General features: G+C 64.3%; 19 protein-coding genes and 1 pseudogene. 7 read left to right on the top strand and 13 right to left on the bottom strand.

Annotation, left to right across the window (positions count from 1 at the left end):
- A pseudogene (locus HU729_RS20330) lies at positions 1–186 on the bottom strand (hypothetical protein); the annotation flags it as partial.
- Between the two features lie 341 nt (positions 187–527).
- Here HU729_RS20330 and HU729_RS20325 point away from each other — a divergent pair.
- The gene (locus HU729_RS20325; RefSeq protein ID WP_186711369.1) at positions 528–2,591 is read left to right on the top strand and encodes an AsmA family protein; all 2,064 of its coding nucleotides are present in this window, start codon (positions 528–530) and stop codon (positions 2,589–2,591) included.
- 98 nt (positions 2,592–2,689) lie between these two features.
- On the opposite strand, the gene HU729_RS20320 is transcribed toward HU729_RS20325, so the two are convergent.
- On the bottom strand, positions 2,690–3,220 hold the full coding sequence (locus HU729_RS20320; protein ID WP_186711368.1) for a ferritin-like domain-containing protein: 531 nt from the start codon (positions 3,218–3,220) through the stop codon (positions 2,690–2,692).
- Positions 3,221–3,259: 39 nt separating this feature from the next.
- The gene (osmE, locus tag HU729_RS20315; protein ID WP_186665960.1) at positions 3,260–3,601 is read right to left on the bottom strand and encodes an osmotically-inducible lipoprotein OsmE; all 342 of its coding nucleotides are present in this window, start codon (positions 3,599–3,601) and stop codon (positions 3,260–3,262) included.
- Between the two features lie 134 nt (positions 3,602–3,735).
- On the opposite strand from osmE, the gene HU729_RS20310 reads away from it, so the two are divergent.
- Positions 3,736–4,626: a triacylglycerol lipase gene (locus HU729_RS20310; protein WP_186711367.1), complete on the top strand. Its 891-nt coding sequence runs from the start codon at positions 3,736–3,738 to the stop codon at positions 4,624–4,626.
- Here HU729_RS20310 and HU729_RS20305 read toward each other — a convergent pair.
- Positions 4,607–5,500 carry a DMT family transporter gene (locus HU729_RS20305; protein WP_186711366.1) on the bottom strand — a complete coding sequence of 298 codons (894 nt, stop codon included), beginning with the start codon at positions 5,498–5,500 and terminating at the stop codon, positions 4,607–4,609. The two genes, HU729_RS20310 and HU729_RS20305, sit on opposite strands and share 20 nt — an antisense overlap.
- Positions 5,501–5,653: 153 nt before the next feature.
- Here HU729_RS20305 and HU729_RS20300 point away from each other — a divergent pair, with 153 nt between their 5' ends.
- The 3 genes from HU729_RS20300 to HU729_RS20290 all read left to right on the top strand — a co-directional run bounded on the left by HU729_RS20300 (position 5,654) and on the right by HU729_RS20290 (position 7,876).
- Positions 5,654–6,442, top strand: coding sequence for a helix-turn-helix transcriptional regulator (locus HU729_RS20300; RefSeq protein ID WP_186711365.1), 789 nt, complete (start codon positions 5,654–5,656; stop codon positions 6,440–6,442).
- Positions 6,443–6,504: 62 nt separating this feature from the next.
- Complete coding sequence (locus HU729_RS20295; RefSeq protein ID WP_186665964.1) at positions 6,505–6,798, top strand: PsiF family protein; 294 nt, start codon at positions 6,505–6,507, stop codon at positions 6,796–6,798.
- Between the two features lie 70 nt (positions 6,799–6,868).
- Positions 6,869–7,876: a hypothetical protein gene (locus HU729_RS20290; protein WP_054894564.1), complete on the top strand. Its 1,008-nt coding sequence runs from the start codon at positions 6,869–6,871 to the stop codon at positions 7,874–7,876.
- A 129-nt stretch (positions 7,877–8,005) separates the two neighbouring features.
- Here HU729_RS20290 and HU729_RS20285 read toward each other — a convergent pair whose 3' ends face one another.
- Positions 8,006–9,277, bottom strand: a complete 1,272-nt coding sequence (locus tag HU729_RS20285) for an Hsp70 family protein (RefSeq protein ID WP_186665966.1) — start codon at positions 9,275–9,277, stop codon at positions 8,006–8,008.
- A 163-nt stretch (positions 9,278–9,440) separates the two neighbouring features.
- On the opposite strand from HU729_RS20285, the gene cbpA reads away from it, so the two are divergent.
- Positions 9,441–10,394: a curved DNA-binding protein gene (gene cbpA / locus HU729_RS20280; protein ID WP_186665967.1), complete on the top strand. Its 954-nt coding sequence runs from the start codon at positions 9,441–9,443 to the stop codon at positions 10,392–10,394.
- 2 nt (positions 10,395–10,396) lie between these two features.
- The gene (locus HU729_RS20275; RefSeq protein WP_186665968.1) at positions 10,397–10,702 is read left to right on the top strand and encodes a chaperone modulator CbpM; all 306 of its coding nucleotides are present in this window, start codon (positions 10,397–10,399) and stop codon (positions 10,700–10,702) included.
- A gap of 13 nt (positions 10,703–10,715) precedes the next feature.
- Here HU729_RS20275 and HU729_RS20270 read toward each other — a convergent pair whose 3' ends face one another.
- The 8 genes from HU729_RS20270 to cycA all read right to left on the bottom strand — a co-directional run bounded on the left by HU729_RS20270 (position 10,716) and on the right by cycA (position 19,125).
- On the bottom strand, positions 10,716–11,246 hold the full coding sequence (locus tag HU729_RS20270; protein ID WP_186711364.1) for a GNAT family N-acetyltransferase: 531 nt from the start codon (positions 11,244–11,246) through the stop codon (positions 10,716–10,718).
- A 3-nt stretch (positions 11,247–11,249) separates the two neighbouring features.
- Positions 11,250–11,774: a GNAT family N-acetyltransferase gene (locus tag HU729_RS20265; protein WP_186711363.1), complete on the bottom strand. Its 525-nt coding sequence runs from the start codon at positions 11,772–11,774 to the stop codon at positions 11,250–11,252.
- A 31-nt stretch (positions 11,775–11,805) separates the two neighbouring features.
- The gene (urtE, locus tag HU729_RS20260) at positions 11,806–12,504 is read right to left on the bottom strand and encodes an urea ABC transporter ATP-binding subunit UrtE (protein WP_054894570.1); all 699 of its coding nucleotides are present in this window, start codon (positions 12,502–12,504) and stop codon (positions 11,806–11,808) included.
- A gap of 117 nt (positions 12,505–12,621) precedes the next feature.
- Complete coding sequence (gene urtD, locus HU729_RS20255; protein WP_186665971.1) at positions 12,622–13,479, bottom strand: urea ABC transporter ATP-binding protein UrtD; 858 nt, start codon at positions 13,477–13,479, stop codon at positions 12,622–12,624.
- Positions 13,476–14,555 carry an urea ABC transporter permease subunit UrtC gene (gene urtC, locus HU729_RS20250; protein ID WP_186665973.1) on the bottom strand — a complete coding sequence of 360 codons (1,080 nt, stop codon included), beginning with the start codon at positions 14,553–14,555 and terminating at the stop codon, positions 13,476–13,478. Before urtC ends, urtD begins: the two co-directional genes overlap by 4 nt.
- Positions 14,555–16,042, bottom strand: a complete 1,488-nt coding sequence (gene urtB, locus HU729_RS20245; protein ID WP_186665975.1) for an urea ABC transporter permease subunit UrtB — start codon at positions 16,040–16,042, stop codon at positions 14,555–14,557. The genes urtC and urtB overlap by 1 nt, the downstream gene beginning before the upstream one ends.
- Positions 16,043–16,181: 139 nt before the next feature.
- Positions 16,182–17,447, bottom strand: a complete 1,266-nt coding sequence (gene urtA / locus HU729_RS20240; protein ID WP_186665977.1) for an urea ABC transporter substrate-binding protein — start codon at positions 17,445–17,447, stop codon at positions 16,182–16,184.
- 271 nt (positions 17,448–17,718) lie between these two features.
- Positions 17,719–19,125 carry a D-serine/D-alanine/glycine transporter gene (gene cycA, locus HU729_RS20235; RefSeq protein ID WP_186665979.1) on the bottom strand — a complete coding sequence of 469 codons (1,407 nt, stop codon included), beginning with the start codon at positions 19,123–19,125 and terminating at the stop codon, positions 17,719–17,721.
- Between the last annotated feature and the right edge of the window lie 169 nt (positions 19,126–19,294).

Below are 19,294 nucleotides of genomic sequence, written 5' to 3'. Positions count from 1 at the left end.
GGCAACGCGGTTGTTACGTTCGATCAGACGATCCGAGCCACCTTCGGCAACGGTCTTCAGGGGCTGGGCAATCACTGCCGAGCTGGAACGGGTTTCGGCGCTCAGGTGTTGGTCGGCAGCCGGCAGGGCGAAGGCGTTGGCGGCAAGGATGGAAAGACTCAGGCTCAGCAGCAGTTGGCGTTTCATGATTCGGTGCTCCTCGTGGGACGCTGGAAAGTGGGTACGAGGGCAATGCTACGCTTGGTAACTCAAGAAAAAAGTTCATATGGCTAATGGTAACAATCGACGGAAATGATGGTTGGGCGCAAAGGCTCTGGATCAATGATTTCGGGGTGATGGGTGGCTACGTGCTACCCCGTTTTGCCGGTAACACCCGGGTCGATTTCATCCCCGAAGCTGAGAATTAGGTCAGGAAAAACTTCGCTATCATTGCTGTCATCGATAAAACCCCGCGGGCTTTCATCAGTCCGAAGTAATGAACGCCTTTGCCGCACCGCTTCATGTCATGCAGTCAGGAGAGCCCCGCAATGACGCGCCCCGCCAGAATCTTTACCTGGACCCTCGCTATCCTCGCGGCCTTGCTGGCGATACTGGTGGTGGTGATCGCCACCTTCGACTGGAACCGTATCAAGCCGTTGCTCAACGAGAAGGTCTCCGAGGCCCTGCATCGGCCTTTCGCCATCAATGGCAACCTCGCCGTGCACTGGCAGCGCGAGCCCGATGAGGGCGGCTGGCGCGCCTTGGTGCCGTGGCCGCGCTTCGTGGCCGAAGACCTGACCCTGGGCAATCCCGACTGGCTCAAGGAGCCGCAGATGGTCGGCTTGGAGCGCGTCGAGTTTCGCCTGTCGCCGCTACCGCTGTTATTCCAGCAGATCTCGATCCCGCGCATCGACCTCACCCATCCCACCGCCAGCCTGACCCGCCTGGCCGACGGCCGGGCCAACTGGACCTTCGACTTCGGGCCCAAGGACGAGAACGCCGAACCGTCGAAATGGGTGCTGGATATCGGCGCCATCGGCTTCGACCAAGGCAACGTCACTTTCGACGACCAGACCCTGCAGACCAGCATGAAAGTGCAGATCGACCCGCTGGGCAAGCCGATCCCTTTCAGCGAGATCGTCGGCAAGGCCAGCGCGGAAAAGGCCGGTGGGGCACAGGACTACGCGTTCGGGCTCAAGGCCGCAGGCCGCTACAAGGGCCAGGCAGTGTCCGCGACCGGCAAGATCGGCGGCCTGCTGGCGCTGCAGGACGCCAGGCAGCCATTCCCGCTGCAGGTCGATGCACGCGTCGGCGATACGCGCGCAGCGGTCGCCGGCACCTTGACCGATCCACGCAACCTCGGCGCCCTTGACCTGCGCCTGAAGCTTTCCGGCAGCAGCCTGGGCAACCTCTATCCACTGACTGGCGTGACCCTGCCCGATACTCCGGCCTATGCCACCGACGGTCATCTCACCGCCAACCTGCACGATCCGCAGGGCGCGCGTTTTCGCTATGAAGGGTTCAACGGCAAGATCGGCGACAGCGACATCCATGGCGACCTGGCCTTCGTCGCCAGCCAGCCACGGCCCAAGCTTTCCGGCAACCTGGTCTCCAACCAGTTGCTGTTCAAGGACCTGGCGCCACTGATCGGCGCCGACTCCAACGCCGAGCAGAAAGCCCGTGGTGGCGCCAGCAAGCAGCCGACCGGCAAGGTGCTGCCGGTAGAGGAGTTCCGCACCGACCGGTGGCGGGCGATGGATGCCGACGTGACGTTCGCTGGCAAGCGCATCGTGCATAGCGAGCAGTTGCCGTTCAAGGACCTGTCCGCCCATGTGGTGCTCGAGGACGGTCTGCTGCGTATGGTCCCGCTGCGCTTTGGCGTGGCCGGCGGCAACCTCGATGCCAATATTCGCCTCGATGGCCGCTCGGTGCCGATGCAGGGCCGCGCCCGCCTGACCGCGCGCGGTTTCAAGCTCAAGGAACTGTTCCCCACCTTTGCCCCGATGCAGACCAGTTTCGGTGAGCTGAACGGCGATGCCGACCTGAGCGGGCGCGGCAACTCGGTGGCGGCGTTGCTGGGCACCTCCAATGGCGACCTGCGGCTGCTGATCAACGATGGCGCGATCAGCCGCAGCCTGATGGAGATCGCCGGGCTCAACGTCGGCAACTATGTGGTCGACAAGCTGTTCGGTGACGAGGATGTGAAGATCAACTGCGCAGCGGCCGACGTCGGTATCAAGGATGGCCTGGCGACCACGCGGCTGTTCGTGTTCGACACCGAGAACGCAATCATCTATATCGATGGCACGGCGAATTTTGCCAGCGAGCAACTGGACCTGAAGGTCACCCCGGAATCCAAGGGCCTGCGTCTGTTCTCGCTGCGCTCACCGCTGTATGTGCGTGGGCCGTTCGCCAAGCCCAGTGCTGGCGTGCAGGCTGTGCCGCTGGCTTTGCGTGGCGCAGGGATGGTAGCGCTGGGTGTGGCGATCGGGCCGGCCGCCGGGTTGCTGGCGCTGATCGCTCCGAGTGGTGATGTGCCCAACCAGTGCACGCCGCTGCTGGAGCGGATGAAGGCCGGCAAGGCGCCTGCGGCGGTGAAGCCGAAGAAATAACGAGGCGAGGAATTAGGGGGAAATAGAGGGAAAGATACGCGATGGCTTACAGGTTGCTCGCGGACATCCTTGCCGCGAGCGATCCGCACCTGCAGTGCTTACAACCCTTGCAGCAGGTCCGACATATCGTCGGCGTGCTCTTCTTCCTGGGCCAGGATGTCCTCAAAGATACGACGGGTGGTCGGGTCCTTGTCACCGATGTACTGGATGATTTCGCGGTAGCTGTCGATGGCGATACGCTCGGCGACCAGGTCTTCGAGCACCATCTCCTTGAGGTTCTTGCCGGCCACGTACTGCGCGTGGGAGTTTTTGCTCAGGTTGTCCGGGTTGAAGTCCGGCTCGCCGCCCAGCTGGACGATACGCTCGGCCAGCTTGTCGGCGTGTTCGGACTCCTGGTTCGCGTGCTCGAGGAACTCCTCGGCAGCGACGCTGGCCTTGATACCGCTGGCCATGAAGTAGTGGCGCTTGTAGCGCAGGGTGCAGACCAGCTCGGTGGCCAGCGACTCGTTCAGCAGGCGGATGATTTCCTGGCGGTCGGCGTTGTAGCCCTCGGTGACCGCGCCTTGCTCGACATGCTGGCGCGCGCGCTGGCGCAAGGTGTTGATATCGGTCAGTTCAACGTTGCTCATGACTCTCTCCATACAGATCAGGGGTTGGGGCGGGAGGGCTCACTGGCCGGGGACGGCCTTGCGGTCCTCTTCTCGTTGCTTGCAGGTCTTGAAGCCTTTGGCATCGACATGGCCGCTGGCGTCGAAGCGCACGTAGTAGGGCTGCTGCTTGCCATCCTTGTAGAGGATGTAGTCGTTGCAGATCCCGCCGTTGGGCAGGTCGCTCATGTTCGACGGGCTGCCGCCGATGGCGATGACCTTTTGCGTGGTCATGCCGTGCTCGACCTGCTTGACCAGCGGCTCGTCGCGGTAGGTCACGTAGTCCACCGGGTTCTCCGGGCGACTGCCGCAGGCGGCGAGGGTCGTGCTTGCGACAAGAATGGCCAGGATCGCTTTGTTCATGGTTCCGCTCCTTGCAGAAGGTCCGTTGCGGGTAGCTGTTAAGGTTGGAACCGCACGGCGCGTCAGGAGTTCGATTCATCAAGCGAAGCGGCGACTACTCTGAGAAGGGCAGGGTTCAGGGAGAGAAATGGCAGATGGCAAACGAACTGGCCACACGCTACCCGCTGGTGCTGGTGCCGGGCATGCTCGGTTTCGTGCGGTTGCTGCTCTATCCGTACTGGTTCGGCATCGTCCCGGCGTTGCGCCGGGGCGGGGCGCAGGTGTTTGCAGTGCAGGTCTCGCCGCTGCATTCCAGCGAGGTGCGTGGCGAGCAGTTGCTGGCGATCATCGAAGACATCTGCCAGCGCACCGGGGCAGACAAGGTCAATCTCATCGGCCACAGCCAGGGTGCGTTGAGTGCGCGCTATGCGGCGGCCTGCAGGCCCGGGCGGGTGGCGTCAGTGACCTCGGTGGCCGGCCCCAACCAGGGCTCGGAACTTGCCGATTATCTCGAACGCAGCGCCCCTGGCGACTCGGCCCGGGGGCGCCTGCTCAAGGCTGCGCTGCATGGCCTGGCGCTGCTGCTGGTGTGGCTGGAGACCGGCTGGCGCCGTGATCCGCTACCCATCGATGTGCATGCCTCGCATCAGTCGCTGACCTGTTCGGGCGTGGCGCTGTTCAACCAGGCGTATCCGCAGGGATTGCCGCAGCACTGGGGCGGCGAGGGGGCCGCCGAGGTCGGTGGCGTGCGCTATTACTCCTGGTCCGGCATCCTGCAGCCCGGGCGTACCGACAAGGGCTGGAACCGCTTCGATGGCAGCAACCGGTTCTGCCGCCTGTTCGCCCGCAGTTTTACCCGCGAGAAAGGCCAGTGCGATGGCATGGTCGGGCGTTGCAGTTCGCACCTGGGCCAGGTGATCGGCGACGATTACCCGCTCGATCACCTGGACATCGTCAACCAGCAGTTCGGTGCCGTGGGCAAGGGCGTCGACCCGGTGCGCCTGTTCACCGAGCACGCTGCCCGACTCAAGGATGCCGGGCTGTAGGCGCGCGGCGCACGGGGGTGGTCCAGCGTTCGGCGAGGATGACCCCGGCCAGTGTCAGCAGGCCGCCATACAAGTGATAGCTGGCCAACTGCTCGTTCAGGACCCCGGCGGCGATCACGGCAGTCACCACCGGCAACAGGTTGAAGAACAGGGTCGTGCGGGTCGGCCCGAGCCTGTGCACGGCCTGCATCCAGAACTGCGGCGCGATCATCGACGCCAGTACACAGGCGTACAGTACCAGGCCGATATTGTTCGCGGTCAGCCCGGTCTTCTCTGACAGCAGGTACATCGGCAGCAGTACCAGGATCGCCATCCAGATCTGCATGTACAGCAGTTGCATCTGTGGCAGGCGCAATTGCCATTTCTTCAGCAGCACGCTGTACAGGGCGTAGGCGAAGGTGGCGACCAGCATCAGCAGGTCACCGCCATTGAGCCCTTGGTGCAGCAGCGCGCCGGGGTTGCCGGCGGACACCACCTCCAGCACGCCGAAGAACGACACCAGGGCGCCGAGCGAGGCGCCGTAGGTCAGGCGCTGGCCGAGCCAGGCGATCGACAGGGCCAGCGACATCAGCGGCATCAGCGAGAGGATGATGCCCATGTTGGTGGCACTGGTGATGCCGGCGGCGAAGTAGGCCATGCTCTGGTACATGACCATGCCCAGCACGCCGAGGACGAACAGCTTGCCCAACTGCGCTCGGATCGCCGCGCGGTTGCGCCACACCTGTGGCAGCAGGAACGGGGTGAGCAGCAGGCCGGCGAGCAGCCAGCGGTAGAAGCCGATCTCGGCGGGAAAGATCGCTCCGGCGGACATCTTGGTGACGACGGTGTTGCCGGCCCAGATAAGAATCGCCAGGACGGGGAAGCTGTAGTTCATGAGGCTTTGACTCGTGGGAATTGCTGTTTCGGTGCGGGCTTTTGCGGGAGTGAGGTTGTCCGCGAAAAACCACCGCAGATGCTCGCCATTATCCACTGTCTGTCTGCAAGGCTATACTCCCATCCAGACAACTCACCCTATGAAGCAGACAGCATGTCCGCCAAATACCTCGACCATCCCCGTTTCCCCGAGCTCCCGGCCCCGGTGTACTTTCGCTACGACGAGTTCGGCGCCGACACGGTCAGCGCCCCGCACTTTCATCCGTGGGGCCAGCTCAACTATGCCGCCCACGGCGTCATGCACCTGGATGTTGACGGCCAGCGTTTCATCTCGCCGCCAAACCATGCGGTCTGGGTGCCGCCTGACCGTGAACACGGTTGCTACAACCCGCAGGCCGTCGTGTTCCGCTCGGTCTATCTCGACCGCAGCCTGTGCGCCGAGCTGCCTTCCCAGCCCTGCAGCCTGGCGATCAGCGACATCCTCAAGGCGATCCTCGGCGACTTCGCCCGTCGTGACCTCAAGATCGCCCAGGACGAACGCGACCAGCGTCTGGTCCAGGTACTGCTCGACCAACTGCTGCTGGCACCCACGCAAACCTGCTACCTGCCTTTCGCCCGCAGCGACGGCCTGCGTCAGGTGCTCGAGGCCCTGCACGCCGAACCCGGCGACAACCGCCCGCTCGGCCACTGGGCGGGGCTGGTGCATGTCAGCGAGCGTACCCTGGCCCGCCAGTTCATCCGCGAACTGGGCATGAGCTTTGGTGAGTGGCGCCTGCGCCTGCGCTTTCTGCGCGCCATCGAAGCGCTGGAGACCGGCACGCCGATCCAGAGCATCGCCTTCGACCTGGGCTACAGCAGTGCCTCGGCGTTCATCGCCATGTTCCAGCGCCAGGCCCGATGCACGCCGGAGCAGTACCGGCGGCGGGTGCGATCAGGGATGTAGGAATTGTTGTCTACACTCAGCTCGACGACCGCGCATCCTGCGCGGGACAAGGAGACCACTCCATGAAGATGCTGCACGTTTCATTGCTGGTACTGGGGATGTCGATCGTCGGCCAGGGATTCGCCGCCACCCCGCAACAGGAAAAGATGAAGACCTGCAACGCCGACGCGACCGCCAAGGAGCTCAAGGGTGACGAGCGCAAGGCGTTCATGAGCACCTGCCTGAAAAAAGCCGAGCCTGCCAAGCCAGCCACGCCGCAGGAGCGCATGAAGGCCTGCAACGCCGACCCGAAGGCCACGGCGCTCAAGGGCGACGAGCGCAAGGCATTCATGAGCGAATGCTTGAAGAAGAAGTGACCTGCGCCTATGCCTGTCGCCTGAAGGCTGGCAGACTGCGGGTCTTTCCGCTGTCTGCCGCCGAGGCTGTATGACTTTCACCCCCCGCCAGATCACCCTGGCCAGCTGCATCATCGTCGTTGCCGGCCTGCTCCTGGCGTTGCCCCTCAAGCTGTTGCCGAGCCTGCTCGCGGGCCTGCTGGTGTTCGAGCTGGTGAACATGCTCACCCCGCGCCTGCAGCCGCTGATCGCCGGGCAACGGGCGCGCTGGCTGGCGGTGGCGCTGCTCGGCACCCTGGTGGTGAGCACACTGACTTTGCTGATTGCCGGGGCTTTCAGCTTTCTGCTGCACGAAGCCGAAAACCCTGGCGCCTCGCTGGACAAGTTCATGGGCCTGGTGGAGCGCGCCCGGGGGCAGTTGCCGCCGTTCATCGAGGGTTACCTGCCGGCCAGCGCGGCAGAGTTCAAGGTGGCCATCGGCGACTGGATCCGCAGCCACCTGAGCGACCTGCAACTGGTTGGCAAGGGCATGGCACACATGTTCGTGACCCTGCTGATCGGCATGATCCTCGGCGCCATCATCGCCTTGCAGCGGCTGCCCGACCTGTCCCGACGCAAGCCGCTGGCCGCCGCGCTGTTCGAGCGCCTGAGCCTGCTGGTGCAGGCGTTTCGCAACATCGTCTTCGCGCAGATCAAGATCTCGCTGCTTAACACGGCGTTCACCGGCATCTTCCTCGCCGTGGTGCTGCCGCTGTTCGACGTGCACCTACCGCTGACCAAGACCCTGATCGTACTGACCTTCCTGCTCGGGCTGCTGCCAGTGATCGGCAACCTGATGTCCAACACCCTGATCACCATCGTCGGGCTGTCGCTGTCGATCTGGGTGGCGGCGGCGGCGCTGGGCTACCTGATCGTCATCCACAAGGTCGAGTATTTCCTCAACGCGCGGATCGTCGGTGGGCAGATCAGGGCCAAGTCGTGGGAACTGTTGCTGGCGATGCTGGTGTTCGAAGCGGCGTTCGGCTTGCCGGGGGTGGTGGCGGGGCCGATCTACTATGCCTACCTGAAGAGTGAGCTCAGGCGTATGGAGCTGGTCTGAGGGGATGCTTGAAATTGTACTGGCCTCTTCGCGGGTAAACCCGCTCCCACAGGTTCTCCGCTGCCTTCAAGGCATAGGTAACCCTGTGGGAGCGGGTTTACCCGCGAAGAGGCCAGTACAGGCAAAGGATCAAATTGTCCCGTAACGCTTGCGCGCCTCGATGGCCAGCCCGCTGCCAATGCTGCCGAAGATATTGCCTTCCACATGCCGCGCATTGGGCAGCATCGCCGCAACGCTGTTGCGCAGCGCCGGAATACCGCTCGAACCCCCGGTGAAGAACACCGTATCCACCTGCGTTTCACTGACCCCAGCCTTGGCCAGCAGCTCGCTGACACTGCCACGGACCCGCTGCAGCAGGCCGTCGATGGCGTCCTCGAACAGGCCGCGGGTCAGGTCCGCCGCCAGGCCCGGCTCGACCCGGCCCAGGTCGATGCGCCGACTGGCCTGGTCGGTCAGCTCGATCTTGCTGGCCTCCACTTCCATTGCCAGCCAGTGCCCGGCGCGCTGTTCGATCAGGTTGAACAGGCGGTCGATGCCCAGCGCATCCTCGATGTCGTAGCGCATGCTGCCCAGGGCCAGTTGCGACTTTTGCGAATACAGGGCGTTGATGGTGTGCCAGGTCGCCAGGTTCAGGTGGTAGCTGGTCGGCATCAGCGCGCCGCTCTTCATCCGGCTGCCATAACCGAACAGCGGCATCACGCCCTGCAGGCTCAGTTGCTTGTCGAAGTCGGTTCCGCCGATGTGCACGCCGCCGGTGGCGAGGATGTCATCCTGGCGCTCATCGACCAGGTGGCGCTCGGGCGACAGGCGGATCAGGGTAAAGTCCGAAGTACCGCCGCCGATATCGACGATGAGCACCAGCTCTTCGCGGCTGATGCCCGATTCATAGTCGAAGGCTGCGGCGATCGGTTCGTACTGGAACGACACGTCCTTGAAGCCGATCTTGCGCGCTACTTCGGCGAGGGTATCCTCGGCCTCCTGGTCGGCCGCCGGGTCTTCATCGACGAAGAACACCGGGCGGCCCAGCACCACCTGGTCGAAGCTGCGCCCGGCATTGGCCTCGGCGCGTTTCTTCAGCTCGCCGATGAACATGCCCAGCAGATCCTTGAACGGCAGGGCGCTGCCCAGCACGCTGGTGTCGTGCTTGATCAGCTTGGAGCCCAGCAGGCTCTTGAGCGAGCGCATCAGGCGGCCTTCGTAGCCTTCCAGGTACTCGTGCAGGGCCAGGCGGCCGTACACCGGGCGCCGCTCCTCGATGTTGAAGAACACCACCGACGGCAGGGTGATCTTGCCCTCTTCCAGGGCGATCAGCGATTCGACGCCAGGGCGGTGCCAACCCACCGTGGAGTTGGAGGTGCCGAAGTCGATGCCAAGGGCGCGAGCCGGGGATAGGTCAGACATGGGGAGGGGCTTCCGGAGGCCAAACGGCCGCGCAGTTTATGCCAGTGGCCGACAGAATCAAGACCGATCGTCTGCCATAAGACAAACCCAAGCGAACCTTGAAAGGCTATGCTTGACCCCAATCTTCAGATGCAACACGAAAATTCCTACTGGTGATCCTTAGATGGACTTCAAAGACTATTACAAGATACTCGGCGTCGAGCCCAGCGCGGACGAGAAGGCGATCAAGGCCGCGTACCGCAAGCTGGCGCGCAAGTATCACCCTGACGTCAGCAAGGAACGTGACGCCGAGGACAAGTTCAAGGAGGCCAACGAGGCCTACGAAGTGCTGGGCGATGCGCAGAAACGCGCCGAATTCGACGAGATCCGCAAGTACGGCGGCCAGCATGGCCGGCCGTTCCAGGCGCCGCCAGGCTGGGAAAGCCGCGGCGGTGGTGGCGGCTTCGAGGGCGGCGATTTCTCTGACTTCTTCAGCTCGATCTTCGGTGCCCGTGGCGGCAATCCCTTTGGCGGCGCACGCGGCCAGCAGCGCAGTGCCGGCAGGCGAGGGCAGGACGTGGAACTGGAACTGGCGGTCTTTCTCGAAGAGACCCTGAGCAAGGAATCCAAGCAGATCAGTTTCCAGGTCCCGCAGACCAACGCTGCCGGGCAGCGCACCGGTTTCACCACCAAGACGCTGAACGTGAAGATCCCCGCCGGAGTGACCGATGGCGAGCGCATCCGCCTCAAGGGCCAGGGCGCTCCGGGCGTGGGCGGTGGCGCCAACGGCGACCTGTTCCTGACCATCCGCATGGCGCCGCACCCGCTGTTCGATGTCGAAGGTCACGACCTGATCATCACCGTGCCGCTGGCCCCCTGGGAGGCGGCGCTGGGGACCAAGGTGGCGGTACCGACACTGACCGGCAAGATCAACCTGACCATCCGCCCCGACAGCCAGAGCGGGCAGCGCCTGCGGGTCAAGGGCATGGGCCTTGCGAACAAGCAGGGCGAGCGTGGCGATCTCTACGCCCAGCTCAAGGTGGTCATGCCGAGCACCTCCGATGCGACCACTCGCGAACTGTGGACCAAACTCTCCGAGAAGGCCGCGTTCAACCCGAGGACACAATGGAGTAAGTGACCATGAGCAGCACCCTGATCGTTCAACTGGACATGCGAACCTTGTGTCAGGAGGCCGATGTCACGGCCGACTGTGTGATCGAAATCGTCGAGCACGGCATTGTCGAACCCTCCGGGCGCACCCCGGAGGACTGGTTATTCGACGATCAGGCGCCGCTGCTGGCCAAGCGTGCGGCAAAGCTGCACCAGGAGCTGGAACTGGAGTGGGAAGGGGTGGCGCTGGCGCTGGAGTTGCTGCAGGAAGTGCAGCAGTTGCGCAGTGAGAACAGTATGTTGAGGCAGCGTTTGGGGCGGTTCACCCAGATGTAGAACTGCGGTGTTTTCAAGCGCCAGCCAGCACCTTGTAATACAGCGCCGTCGCCCGATACACACCGTCCGGGCCGCAGGCATAGTCGGGGATCTCCCCGGCCTTGTCATACCCCAGTGCCCGGTAGAACCCCTCGGCACCCGACCCTGCCTCGGTGTCCAGGTACAGCATCCCGCGGTTCAGACGTCGGGCATCGGCCTCCAGCGCCGCTATCAACTGTTGCCCCAGCCCACGCCGCCTGGCACGGCTGTGCACCAGCAGCTTCTGCACCTCGGCGCGGTTCAGACCGTTGGGTTTCATACACAGCCCCAACTGCACGCTGGCCAGCACCTCCTGCCCCTGGGCGATCACCCAGAGCAACTGCTCACCGCTGACAAGCCGGCTGCGAACCTCAGCGAAATACGCAAGCGCCTGGGCCTCGTCGATGTCCGCCAGAAACCCTACCGAAGCCCCATTGCGTACCGCATCGAGCAACAGCGCCACCAGGCTGTCGCGATAGTAGGTCAGGCTCTCGTGGGTGACGCGCTGTAGCTGGGCGGCGTTCATGAATCAGTCCTTTCGAGGTGGTTCGCGGTTGTCGTCCAACGCCAGTTGCATGAACGTCAGGTCGAGCCAGCGACCGAATTTCATCCCCACCTGGGCCATTTGCCCGGTCGTGACGAAACCCAGCCGCTCATGCAGACGGATCGAGGCAGCGTTGCCGCTCTCGATGGCCGCGACCATCATGTGCTTGCCGCACTGTCGGGCGCGTTCGACCAGCGCCTGCATCAGCACCGGACCCAGGCCCTTGCCGCGCTGGTCGCCGCGGATGTACACCGAGTGTTCGACCGTGAGGCGAAAACCTTCGAACGGCCGCCAGTCGCCAAACGAGGCGTAGCCCAGTACGCCGGTTGCGTCGGCCGCGACCAGGATCGGGTAACCCTGCTCGGCGCGGGCGGCGAACCAGGCCTGGCGGTTGGCCAGGTCGACCGGGGTTTCGTTCCAGATCGCCGTGGTGTTGCGCACAGCGTCGTTGTAGATGTCGAGGATGCCCGCCACGTCGTCGGGTAGGGCATCACGGATCAGGTAGCTCATGGCAGTGTCTTCGCGAAGTCGATGCTGCAGATTAAATGGTTACCAGCCCGCGCACACCTTCGGCCTGCATGTTTTCGCCGCGGCCACGCTGGACGATTTCACCGCGGGCCATGACCAGGTACTGGTCGGCCAGCTCCTCGGCAAAGTCGTAGAACTGCTCGACCAGCAGGATGGCCATGTCGCCGCGCTGGGCCAGGCTGCGGATGACCGCGCCGATTTCCTTGATCACCGACGGCTGGATGCCTTCGGTGGGTTCATCGAGGATCAGCAGGCGCGGGCGGCTGGCCAGGGCGCGACCGATCGCCAGCTGTTGCTGCTGGCCGCCGGAGAGGTCGCCGCCACGGCGCTGCTTCATCTGCTCGAGCACCGGAAACAGCTCGTAGATGAACGCCGGCACTTCCCGCGCCTCGCGGGCGCTGAAGCGCGACAGGCCCATCAGCAGGTTTTCCTCCACGGTCAGGCGCGGGAATATCTCGCGGCCCTGAGGCACGTAGGCGATGCCGGCATGCACCCGCTGCTGGGGCTTGAGCGCGGTGATCGGCTTGCCCTCCCACTCGATGCTGCCTTCGCGGGCGGGGACCAGGCCCATCAGGCAGCGCAGCAGGGTGGTCTTGCCCACACCGTTGCGGCCCAGCAGGCAGGTGACTTCGCCGATCCTGGCTTCGAACGACAGGCCTCGGAGGATGTGGCTGCCGCCGTAGTACTGGTGCAGGGTGTCGATCTTGAGCATGTTTGGTTCCTGACAATTCTGCTTTGACTGTGCCGGCCCTTTCGCGGGCAAGCCCGCTCCTACAGGGATCACGCTGTCCTTGTGGGAGCGCGAAAAGGCCGACACAACTCCCTCTGTTCAACGACCGAGATACACCTCGACCACCCGCTCATCCGCCTGTACCTGCGCAAGTGACCCCTCGGCCAGCACCGAGCCTTGGTGCAGCACCGTCACATGGTCGGCAATGCTGCCGACGAAGCCCATGTCGTGCTCCACCACCATCAGCGAATGCGTGCCTGCCAGGCCCTTGAACAGCTCGGCGGTGAATTCGGTCTCGGCGTCGGTCATGCCCGCAACCGGCTCATCGAGCAGCAGCAACTGCGGCTCCTGCACCAGCAGCATGGCGATCTCCAGGAACTGCTTCTGGCCGTGTGACAACAGCCCGGCCTGGCGCGAGGCCAGGCTGTTCAGGCGCACGGTCGTCAGCACGTGCTCTATCCGTTCACGCTGCTCGCCGGTCAAGCGCGCCGCGAGGCTGGCCCAGACCGACTTGTCGGCCTTGAGCGCCAACTCGAGGTTTTCATGCACGCTCAGCGCCTCGAACACCGTGGGCTTCTGGAATTTGCGGCCGATACCCGCCTGGGCGATCTGGTATTCGCTCATGCGGGTGAGGTCCAGGGTGTCGCCAAAGAACGCACTGCCGGTGTCGGGGCGGGTCTTGCCGGTGATCACGTCCATCATCGTGGTCTTGCCCGCGCCATTGGGGCCGATGATGCAGCGCAGTTCGCCGACGCCGATGTACAGGTTGAGCGCGTTGAGCGCCTTGAAACCGTCGAAGCTGACGCTGATGTCTTCAAGGCTCAGCACCGTGCCATGGCGGGTGTCGAGCCCGGCCTTGCGCGGCTGGCCCAGGCCGATGGCGTCGCGGCCAGTGCCAACCTGGTCGAAGACCGGCTCCAGCATGAATTCCGGATGAACCGCAGGGATGCCTCTCATGGCTGGCTCCTTTTCTTCAGCAACCCGACCACGCCCTTGGGCAGGTACAGGGTGACCAGGATGAACAGTGCGCCGAGGAAGAACAGCCAGAACTCCGGGAAGGCCACGGTGAACCAGCTCTTCATGCCATTGACCAGGCCGGCGCCAAGCAGCGGGCCGATCAGCGTGCCGCGCCCGCCCAGGGCAACCCAGACGGCGGCTTCGATGGAGTTGGTCGGCGACATCTCGCTGGGGTTGATGATGCCCACCTGCGGCACGTACAGCGCCCCGGCCAGGCCGCACAGCACGGCGCTGAGCACCCACACCAGCAGCTTGAAGCCGCGTGGGTCGTAACCGCAGAACATCAGGCGGTTCTCGGCGTCGCGCAGCGCGGTGAGCAGGCGCCCGAACTTGCTGCGCGTCAGCCGCCAGCACAGGTACAGGCTGCCCAGCAGCAGGGCGACAGTGAGCAGGAACAGCACCGCACGGGTGCCCGGCGCGGTGATCTCGAAGCCCAGGATGGTGCGGAAGCTGGTGAAGCCGTTGTTGCCACCGAACCCGGTTTCGTTGCGGAAGAACAGCAGCATCCCGGCAAAGGTCAGGGCCTGGGTCATGATCGAGAAGTACACGCCCTTGATCCGCGAGCGGAAGGCGAACCAGCCGAACACCAGTGCCAGCATCCCCGGCGCCAGTACCGCCAGGCACAGCGCCCAGGCGAAATGCTGAGTGCCGGCCCAGTACCAGGGCAGCTCGCTCCACGACAGGAAGGTCATGAAGCCCGGCAGGCCGTCGCCGGCCGCCTGGCGCATCAGGTACATGCCCATGGCGTAGCCGCCCAGGGCGAAGAACAGGCCGTGGCCCAGCGACAGCAGCCCGGCGTAGCCCCAGACCAGGTCCAGCGCGAGGGCGACGATGGCGTAGCAAAGGATCTTGCCGACCAGGGTCAGGGTGTAGGCCGAGACCTGCAGAGCATGGCCGTCAGGCAGCAGCGACAGCAGCGGCAGGGCCAGCAGTGCCAGGACGACGACAACGCCGATGGCCATCGACAGCCGGGGGCCGGCCTTTTGTGTGGCAGTGACAAGCAGTGGCTGGTTCATCAGTCGATTACCCGTCCCTTGAGGGCGAACAGGCCTTGCGGGCGTTTCTGGATGAACAGAATGATCAGCGCAAGGATGAGGATCTTGCCGAGTACCGCACCGATCTGCGGCTCCAGCAGCTTGTTGGCGATACCCAACCCGAAGGCGGCCCAGAGGCTGCCGGCCAGTTGCCCGACGCCGCCGAGCACCACCACCAGGAAGGAGTCGATGATGTAGCTCTGGCCCAGGTCAGGGCCGACGTTGCCGACCTGGCTCAGGGCGACCCCGCCCAGCCCGGCGATACCCGAGCCCAGGCCGAAGGCGAGCATGTCGACGCGCCCGGTGGACACCCCGCAGCAGGCCGCCATGTTGCGGTTCTGCGTGACCGCGCGCACGTTCAGCCCCAGCCGCGTGCGGTTGAGCAACAGCCAGGTGAGCAGCACCACCGCCAGGGCGAAGCCGATGATCACCAGGCGGTTGTACGGCAGCACCAGGTTGGGCAGCACCTGGATGCCGCCAGACAACCACGCCGGGTTGCTCACCTCGACGTTCTGCGCGCCGAACAGCAGGCGTACCGCCTGGATCAGGATCAGGCTGATGCCCCAGGTCGCCAGCAGGGTTTCCAGCGGGCGGCCGTACAGATGGCGGATCACCGTGCGCTCCAGCGCCATGCCGATGCCGGCACTGACGGCGAAGGCTACCGGCAGCGCGATCAGCGGGTAGAACTCGATCGCGCCTGGGGCGTAGCGCTGCACCAGCACCTGCACCAGGTAGGTGCTGTAGGCGCCGAGCATCAGCATCTCGCCGTGGGCCATGTTGATCACCCCGAGCAGGCCGAAGGTGATCGCCAGGCCCAGGGCCGCCAGCAGCAGGATCGAACCCAGCGACAGGCCGCTGAACGCCTGGCCGAGGATTTCACCGAACAGCAGCTTGCGCTGCACTTGGGCCAGGCTGGTCTCGGCGGCGGTGCGCACTCCGGCGTCGGTTTCTGCGCCTGGCTGCAGCAGGGCTTCCAGGCGGGTGCGGGCCAGCGGGTCGCCGGTTTCCCCGAGCAGGCGCACGGCGGCCAGGCGTACCCGAGGTTCGCTGGCGCCCAGTTGCAGGTTGGCCAGGGCAAGGCCCAGGGCGGCGTGCACGGCGGCGTTCGGCTCGCTGGCGAAGGTACGGTCGAGCAGCGCCATCTGCGCCGGTTGCGCGCTCTTTTGCAGTTGCCGTGCTGCGGCCAGACGCACACTGCTGTCGGCGCTGAGCAACTGATGGCTGGCCAGGGCGTTGTCAATCAGGCTGCGCAGGCGATTGTTCAGGCGCAGCTTGCGCGTGTCGTCTTCGGCGATGCGCCCTTCGCGCAGGTTTTCCAGCAGCGCCAGGCGCGCCGGTTCGGGTTGTGCGGCCCAGCCTTCGAGCAGGCTGGCCTGTTCGGCGGGCTTGGCGCCGAGGAAGAATTCGCCCTCGCTGGCTTGGGTTGCCAGGGGGAGCAGGAGGAGGAGGGTGAGCAGGAGTCTGAGCATGCGGGTAATCCTGGAAATCTGTGGTGGATTCTTCGCGGGTGAACCCGCTCCCACAGGGACCGCGCCGGTTCCAGACCTTGCACCGTACCTGTGGGAGCGGGCTTGCCCGCGAATGGGCCGCAACGCGGCCCCCGTGCAATCAGTTGCCCTTCACCGCATAGTCAGGTCGCTTGTCGTTACCCGGAATGAACGGGCTCCACGGCTGCGCACGCAGCGGCTGCTCGGTCTGCCAGACCACACTGAACTGCCCGTCATCCTGGATCTCGCCGATCATCACCGGCTTGTGCAGGTGGTGGTTGGTCTTGTCCATGGTCAGGGTGAAGCCGGACGGTGCCTGGAAGCTCTGCCCGGCCAAGGCCTCACGCACTTTGTCGACATCGGTGGACTTGGCTTTCTCGACCGCCTGCGCCCACATGTGGATACCCACGTAGGTGGCCTCCATCGGGTCGTTGGTCACCGCCTTGTCGGCACCCGGCAGGCCCTTGGCCTTGGCGTAGGCCTTCCAGTCGGCGACGAACTTCTGGTTGACCGGGTTCTCCACCGACTCGAAGTAGTTCCACGCCGCCAAGTGGCCGACCAGCGGCTTGGTGTCGATACCACGCAGTTCCTCTTCACCCACCGAGAAGGCCACCACCGGCACGTCGGTGGCTTTCAGGCCCTGGTTGGCCAGCTCTTTGTAGAAGGGCACGTTGGAGTCGCCATTGACGGTGGAGATCACCGCCGTCTTGCCGCCCGCGGAGAACTTCTTGATGTTGGCGACGATGGTCTGGTAGTCGGCATGGCCGAACGGCGTGTAGACCTCTTCGATGTCCTTGTCGGCCACGCCCTTGCTGTGCAGGAAGGCGCGCAGGATCTTGTTGGTGGTGCGCGGGTAGACGTAGTCGGTGCCCAGCAGGAAGAAGCGCTTGGCGCCGCCGCCGTCTTCGCTCATCAGGTATTCCACCGCCGGGATCGCCTGCTGGTTGGGCGCAGCGCCGGTGTAGAACACGTTCGGCGACATCTCCTCGCCTTCATACTGCACCGGATAGAACAGCAGCCCGTTGAGCTCCTCGAACACCGGCAGCACCGACTTGCGCGACACCGAGGTCCAGCAGCCGAACACTACCGCGACCTTGTCCTGGGTCAGCAGCTGGCGACTCTTCTCGGCGAACAGCGGCCAGTTCGAGGCCGGGTCCACCACCACCGGTTCGAGTAGCTTGCCATTGACCCCGCCCTTGGCGTTGATCTCGTCGATGGTCATCAGCGCCATGTCCTTGAGCGACGTCTCGGAAATGGCCATGGTCCCGGACAGCGAATGCAGGATGCCGACCTTGATGGTCTCGGCCGCCTGGATGCTCCAGCTCAGGCCCATCGCCGCGATCGATGCGCTGAGGGTGAAGGCCTTGATCAGACTGCGTCGCTTCATGTGCTCTCTCCGCTGAGTTGTTGTGGTGTTGGCAGAGGGGAGATTGCAAAGGCTGTGCCGTGGTGCGCGAAGCTGCGGATTAGAAGGGTTGTGCTTCGATGCGGGGCTCTGGCAGGGGCCAGGTTGGTGCTTGCTCGGCGAGCCTGCACAGGATTGGGGCCAGAGGGTGAGCAGTTTATGCGCAGCGCGCTGGGGGCGAAGTGAAACTGCACACCATGAGTGTGAGAGCGGGGTTTGCCCGCGAAAGGGCTGCAGAGCAGCCCTGTGCAGATCAGTTGTCGCGCACCACCGCTCGTGGCTGGCGCTTGCTGCGCACGAACTGGTAAGTGACCGCCAGGATCACAAACCAGATCGGCGTCACCACCAGCGCTGAACGGGTGTCGGCCTCAAGGCTCAGCAGCACCAGGATGCCGGCGAAGAACACCAGGCACACGTAGCACATGAAGCGCCCGCCAGGCATCTTGTAGATCGACTTCTCGTGCAGCGCCGCACGTTGCTTGCGGTAGCTCAGGTACGACAGCAGGATCAGCGTCCAGACGAACATGAACAGCACCGCCGACACCGTGGTCACCAGGGTGAAGGCTTCGATCACGTTCGGCACCAGGTAGATCAGCACCGCGCCGAGCAGCAGGCACAGGCAGGAGAAGTACAGGCCGTTGGCCGGCACGGCGCGCCGCGAAAGTTTTTCGAAGGCCTTCGGTGCATCGCCTTCCTGGGCCAGGCCGTAAAGCATCCGGCTGGTGGAGAACACGCCGCTGTTGGCCGACGAAGCGGCCGAGGTCAGAACCACGAAGTTGATGATGCTCGCCGCTGCCGGCAGGCCAGCCAGCACGAACAGCTCGACGAACGGGCTCTTGCCCGGCACCACGTCGCGCCAGGGCGTGACCGCCATGATCGCAATCAGCGCCAGCACGTAGAACACGATGATGCGGATCGGGATCGAGTTGATCGCCCGCGGCAGGGTGCGCTCGGGGTTCTTCGCTTCGGCGGCGGTGGTGCCCACCAGCTCGATGCCGACGAAGGCGAACACCGCGATCTGGAAACCGGCGAAGAAACCGAACAGGCCATTGGGGAACATGCCGCCGTCATTCCACAGGTTGGCCAGGCTGGCCGTGTGGCCGCTCGGCGACTGGAAGCCGGTGACGACCATGTACAGCCCGGTCGCGACCAGGCCGAGGATGGCGATGATCTTGATCAGGGCGAACCAGAACTCCATTTCGCCGAACAGTTTCACCGTGACCAGGTTCAGCGACAGCAGCACCGCCACGCAGGTCAGCGCCGGTATCCACTGCGGCAGGTCGGGGAACCAGAACTGTGTATAGGCGGCGATCGCCACCACGTCGGCGATGCCGGTGACGACCCAGCAGAACCAGTAGGTCCAGCCGGTGAAGTAGCCGGCCCAGGGGCCGAGCAGGTCGGCGGAGAAGTCGATGAACGACTTGTAGTTGAGGTTCGACAGCAACAGCTCGCCCATCGCCCGCATGACGAAGAACAGCATGAAGCCGATGATCATGTAGACGAAGATGATCGATGGGCCGGCGAGGCTGATGGTCTTGCCCGAGCCCATGAACAGGCCGGTGCCGATGGCGCCACCGATGGCGATGAGCTGGATATGGCGGTTGGTCAGGTTGCGTTGCAGATGCTGGTCATCTGCCTGGGGGGATGAGGTCCGGGTCATAGGCTGCATTCCATTGAGGGTCAGTCTTCTTGTGAGCGAAAGCCGGTTAGGCTAACACGCACTGCAAAGGTGCGGGCGTGACAGATCGCCACGATCTTGGCGGTGCAGTGGCGATTCTTGAATGACTGAAATCAACGGATGCCCTTTTCGCGGGCAAGCCCGCTCCCAC

Origin of the sequence: Pseudomonas sp. RW10S2, assembly GCF_014268985.1 — a bacterium.
Classification (GTDB): domain Bacteria; phylum Pseudomonadota; class Gammaproteobacteria; order Pseudomonadales; family Pseudomonadaceae; genus Aquipseudomonas; species Aquipseudomonas wayambapalatensis.
This window is presented reverse-complemented; position numbering and strand designations above follow the sequence as displayed.

What these genes read in the sequence shown, in the direction of transcription:
- urtB (WP_186665975.1), bottom strand. Translation starts at nt 16,042, where the DNA reads ATGCTCAGACTCCTGCTCACCCTCCTCCTCCTGCTCCCCCTGGCAACC.
- HU729_RS20320 (WP_186711368.1), bottom strand. Translation starts at nt 3,220, where the DNA reads ATGAGCAACGTTGAACTGACCGATATCAACACCTTGCGCCAGCGCGCG.
- cycA (WP_186665979.1), bottom strand. Translation starts at nt 19,125, where the DNA reads ATGACCCGGACCTCATCCCCCCAGGCAGATGACCAGCATCTGCAACGC.
- HU729_RS20325 (WP_186711369.1), top strand. Translation starts at nt 528, where the DNA reads ATGACGCGCCCCGCCAGAATCTTTACCTGGACCCTCGCTATCCTCGCG.
- HU729_RS20295 (WP_186665964.1), top strand. Translation starts at nt 6,505, where the DNA reads ATGAAGATGCTGCACGTTTCATTGCTGGTACTGGGGATGTCGATCGTC.
- HU729_RS20275 (WP_186665968.1), top strand. Translation starts at nt 10,397, where the DNA reads ATGAGCAGCACCCTGATCGTTCAACTGGACATGCGAACCTTGTGTCAG.
- osmE (WP_186665960.1), bottom strand. Translation starts at nt 3,601, where the DNA reads ATGAACAAAGCGATCCTGGCCATTCTTGTCGCAAGCACGACCCTCGCC.
- urtA (WP_186665977.1), bottom strand. Translation starts at nt 17,447, where the DNA reads ATGAAGCGACGCAGTCTGATCAAGGCCTTCACCCTCAGCGCATCGATC.
- HU729_RS20305 (WP_186711366.1), bottom strand. Translation starts at nt 5,500, where the DNA reads ATGAACTACAGCTTCCCCGTCCTGGCGATTCTTATCTGGGCCGGCAAC.
- HU729_RS20265 (WP_186711363.1), bottom strand. Translation starts at nt 11,774, where the DNA reads ATGAGCTACCTGATCCGTGATGCCCTACCCGACGACGTGGCGGGCATC.
- HU729_RS20285 (WP_186665966.1), bottom strand. Translation starts at nt 9,277, where the DNA reads ATGTCTGACCTATCCCCGGCTCGCGCCCTTGGCATCGACTTCGGCACC.
- urtC (WP_186665973.1), bottom strand. Translation starts at nt 14,555, where the DNA reads ATGAACCAGCCACTGCTTGTCACTGCCACACAAAAGGCCGGCCCCCGG.
- urtE (WP_054894570.1), bottom strand. Translation starts at nt 12,504, where the DNA reads ATGCTCAAGATCGACACCCTGCACCAGTACTACGGCGGCAGCCACATC.
- urtD (WP_186665971.1), bottom strand. Translation starts at nt 13,479, where the DNA reads ATGAGAGGCATCCCTGCGGTTCATCCGGAATTCATGCTGGAGCCGGTC.
- HU729_RS20300 (WP_186711365.1), top strand. Translation starts at nt 5,654, where the DNA reads ATGTCCGCCAAATACCTCGACCATCCCCGTTTCCCCGAGCTCCCGGCC.
- cbpA (WP_186665967.1), top strand. Translation starts at nt 9,441, where the DNA reads ATGGACTTCAAAGACTATTACAAGATACTCGGCGTCGAGCCCAGCGCG.
- HU729_RS20290 (WP_054894564.1), top strand. Translation starts at nt 6,869, where the DNA reads ATGACTTTCACCCCCCGCCAGATCACCCTGGCCAGCTGCATCATCGTC.
- HU729_RS20270 (WP_186711364.1), bottom strand. Translation starts at nt 11,246, where the DNA reads ATGAACGCCGCCCAGCTACAGCGCGTCACCCACGAGAGCCTGACCTAC.
- HU729_RS20310 (WP_186711367.1), top strand. Translation starts at nt 3,736, where the DNA reads ATGGCAAACGAACTGGCCACACGCTACCCGCTGGTGCTGGTGCCGGGC.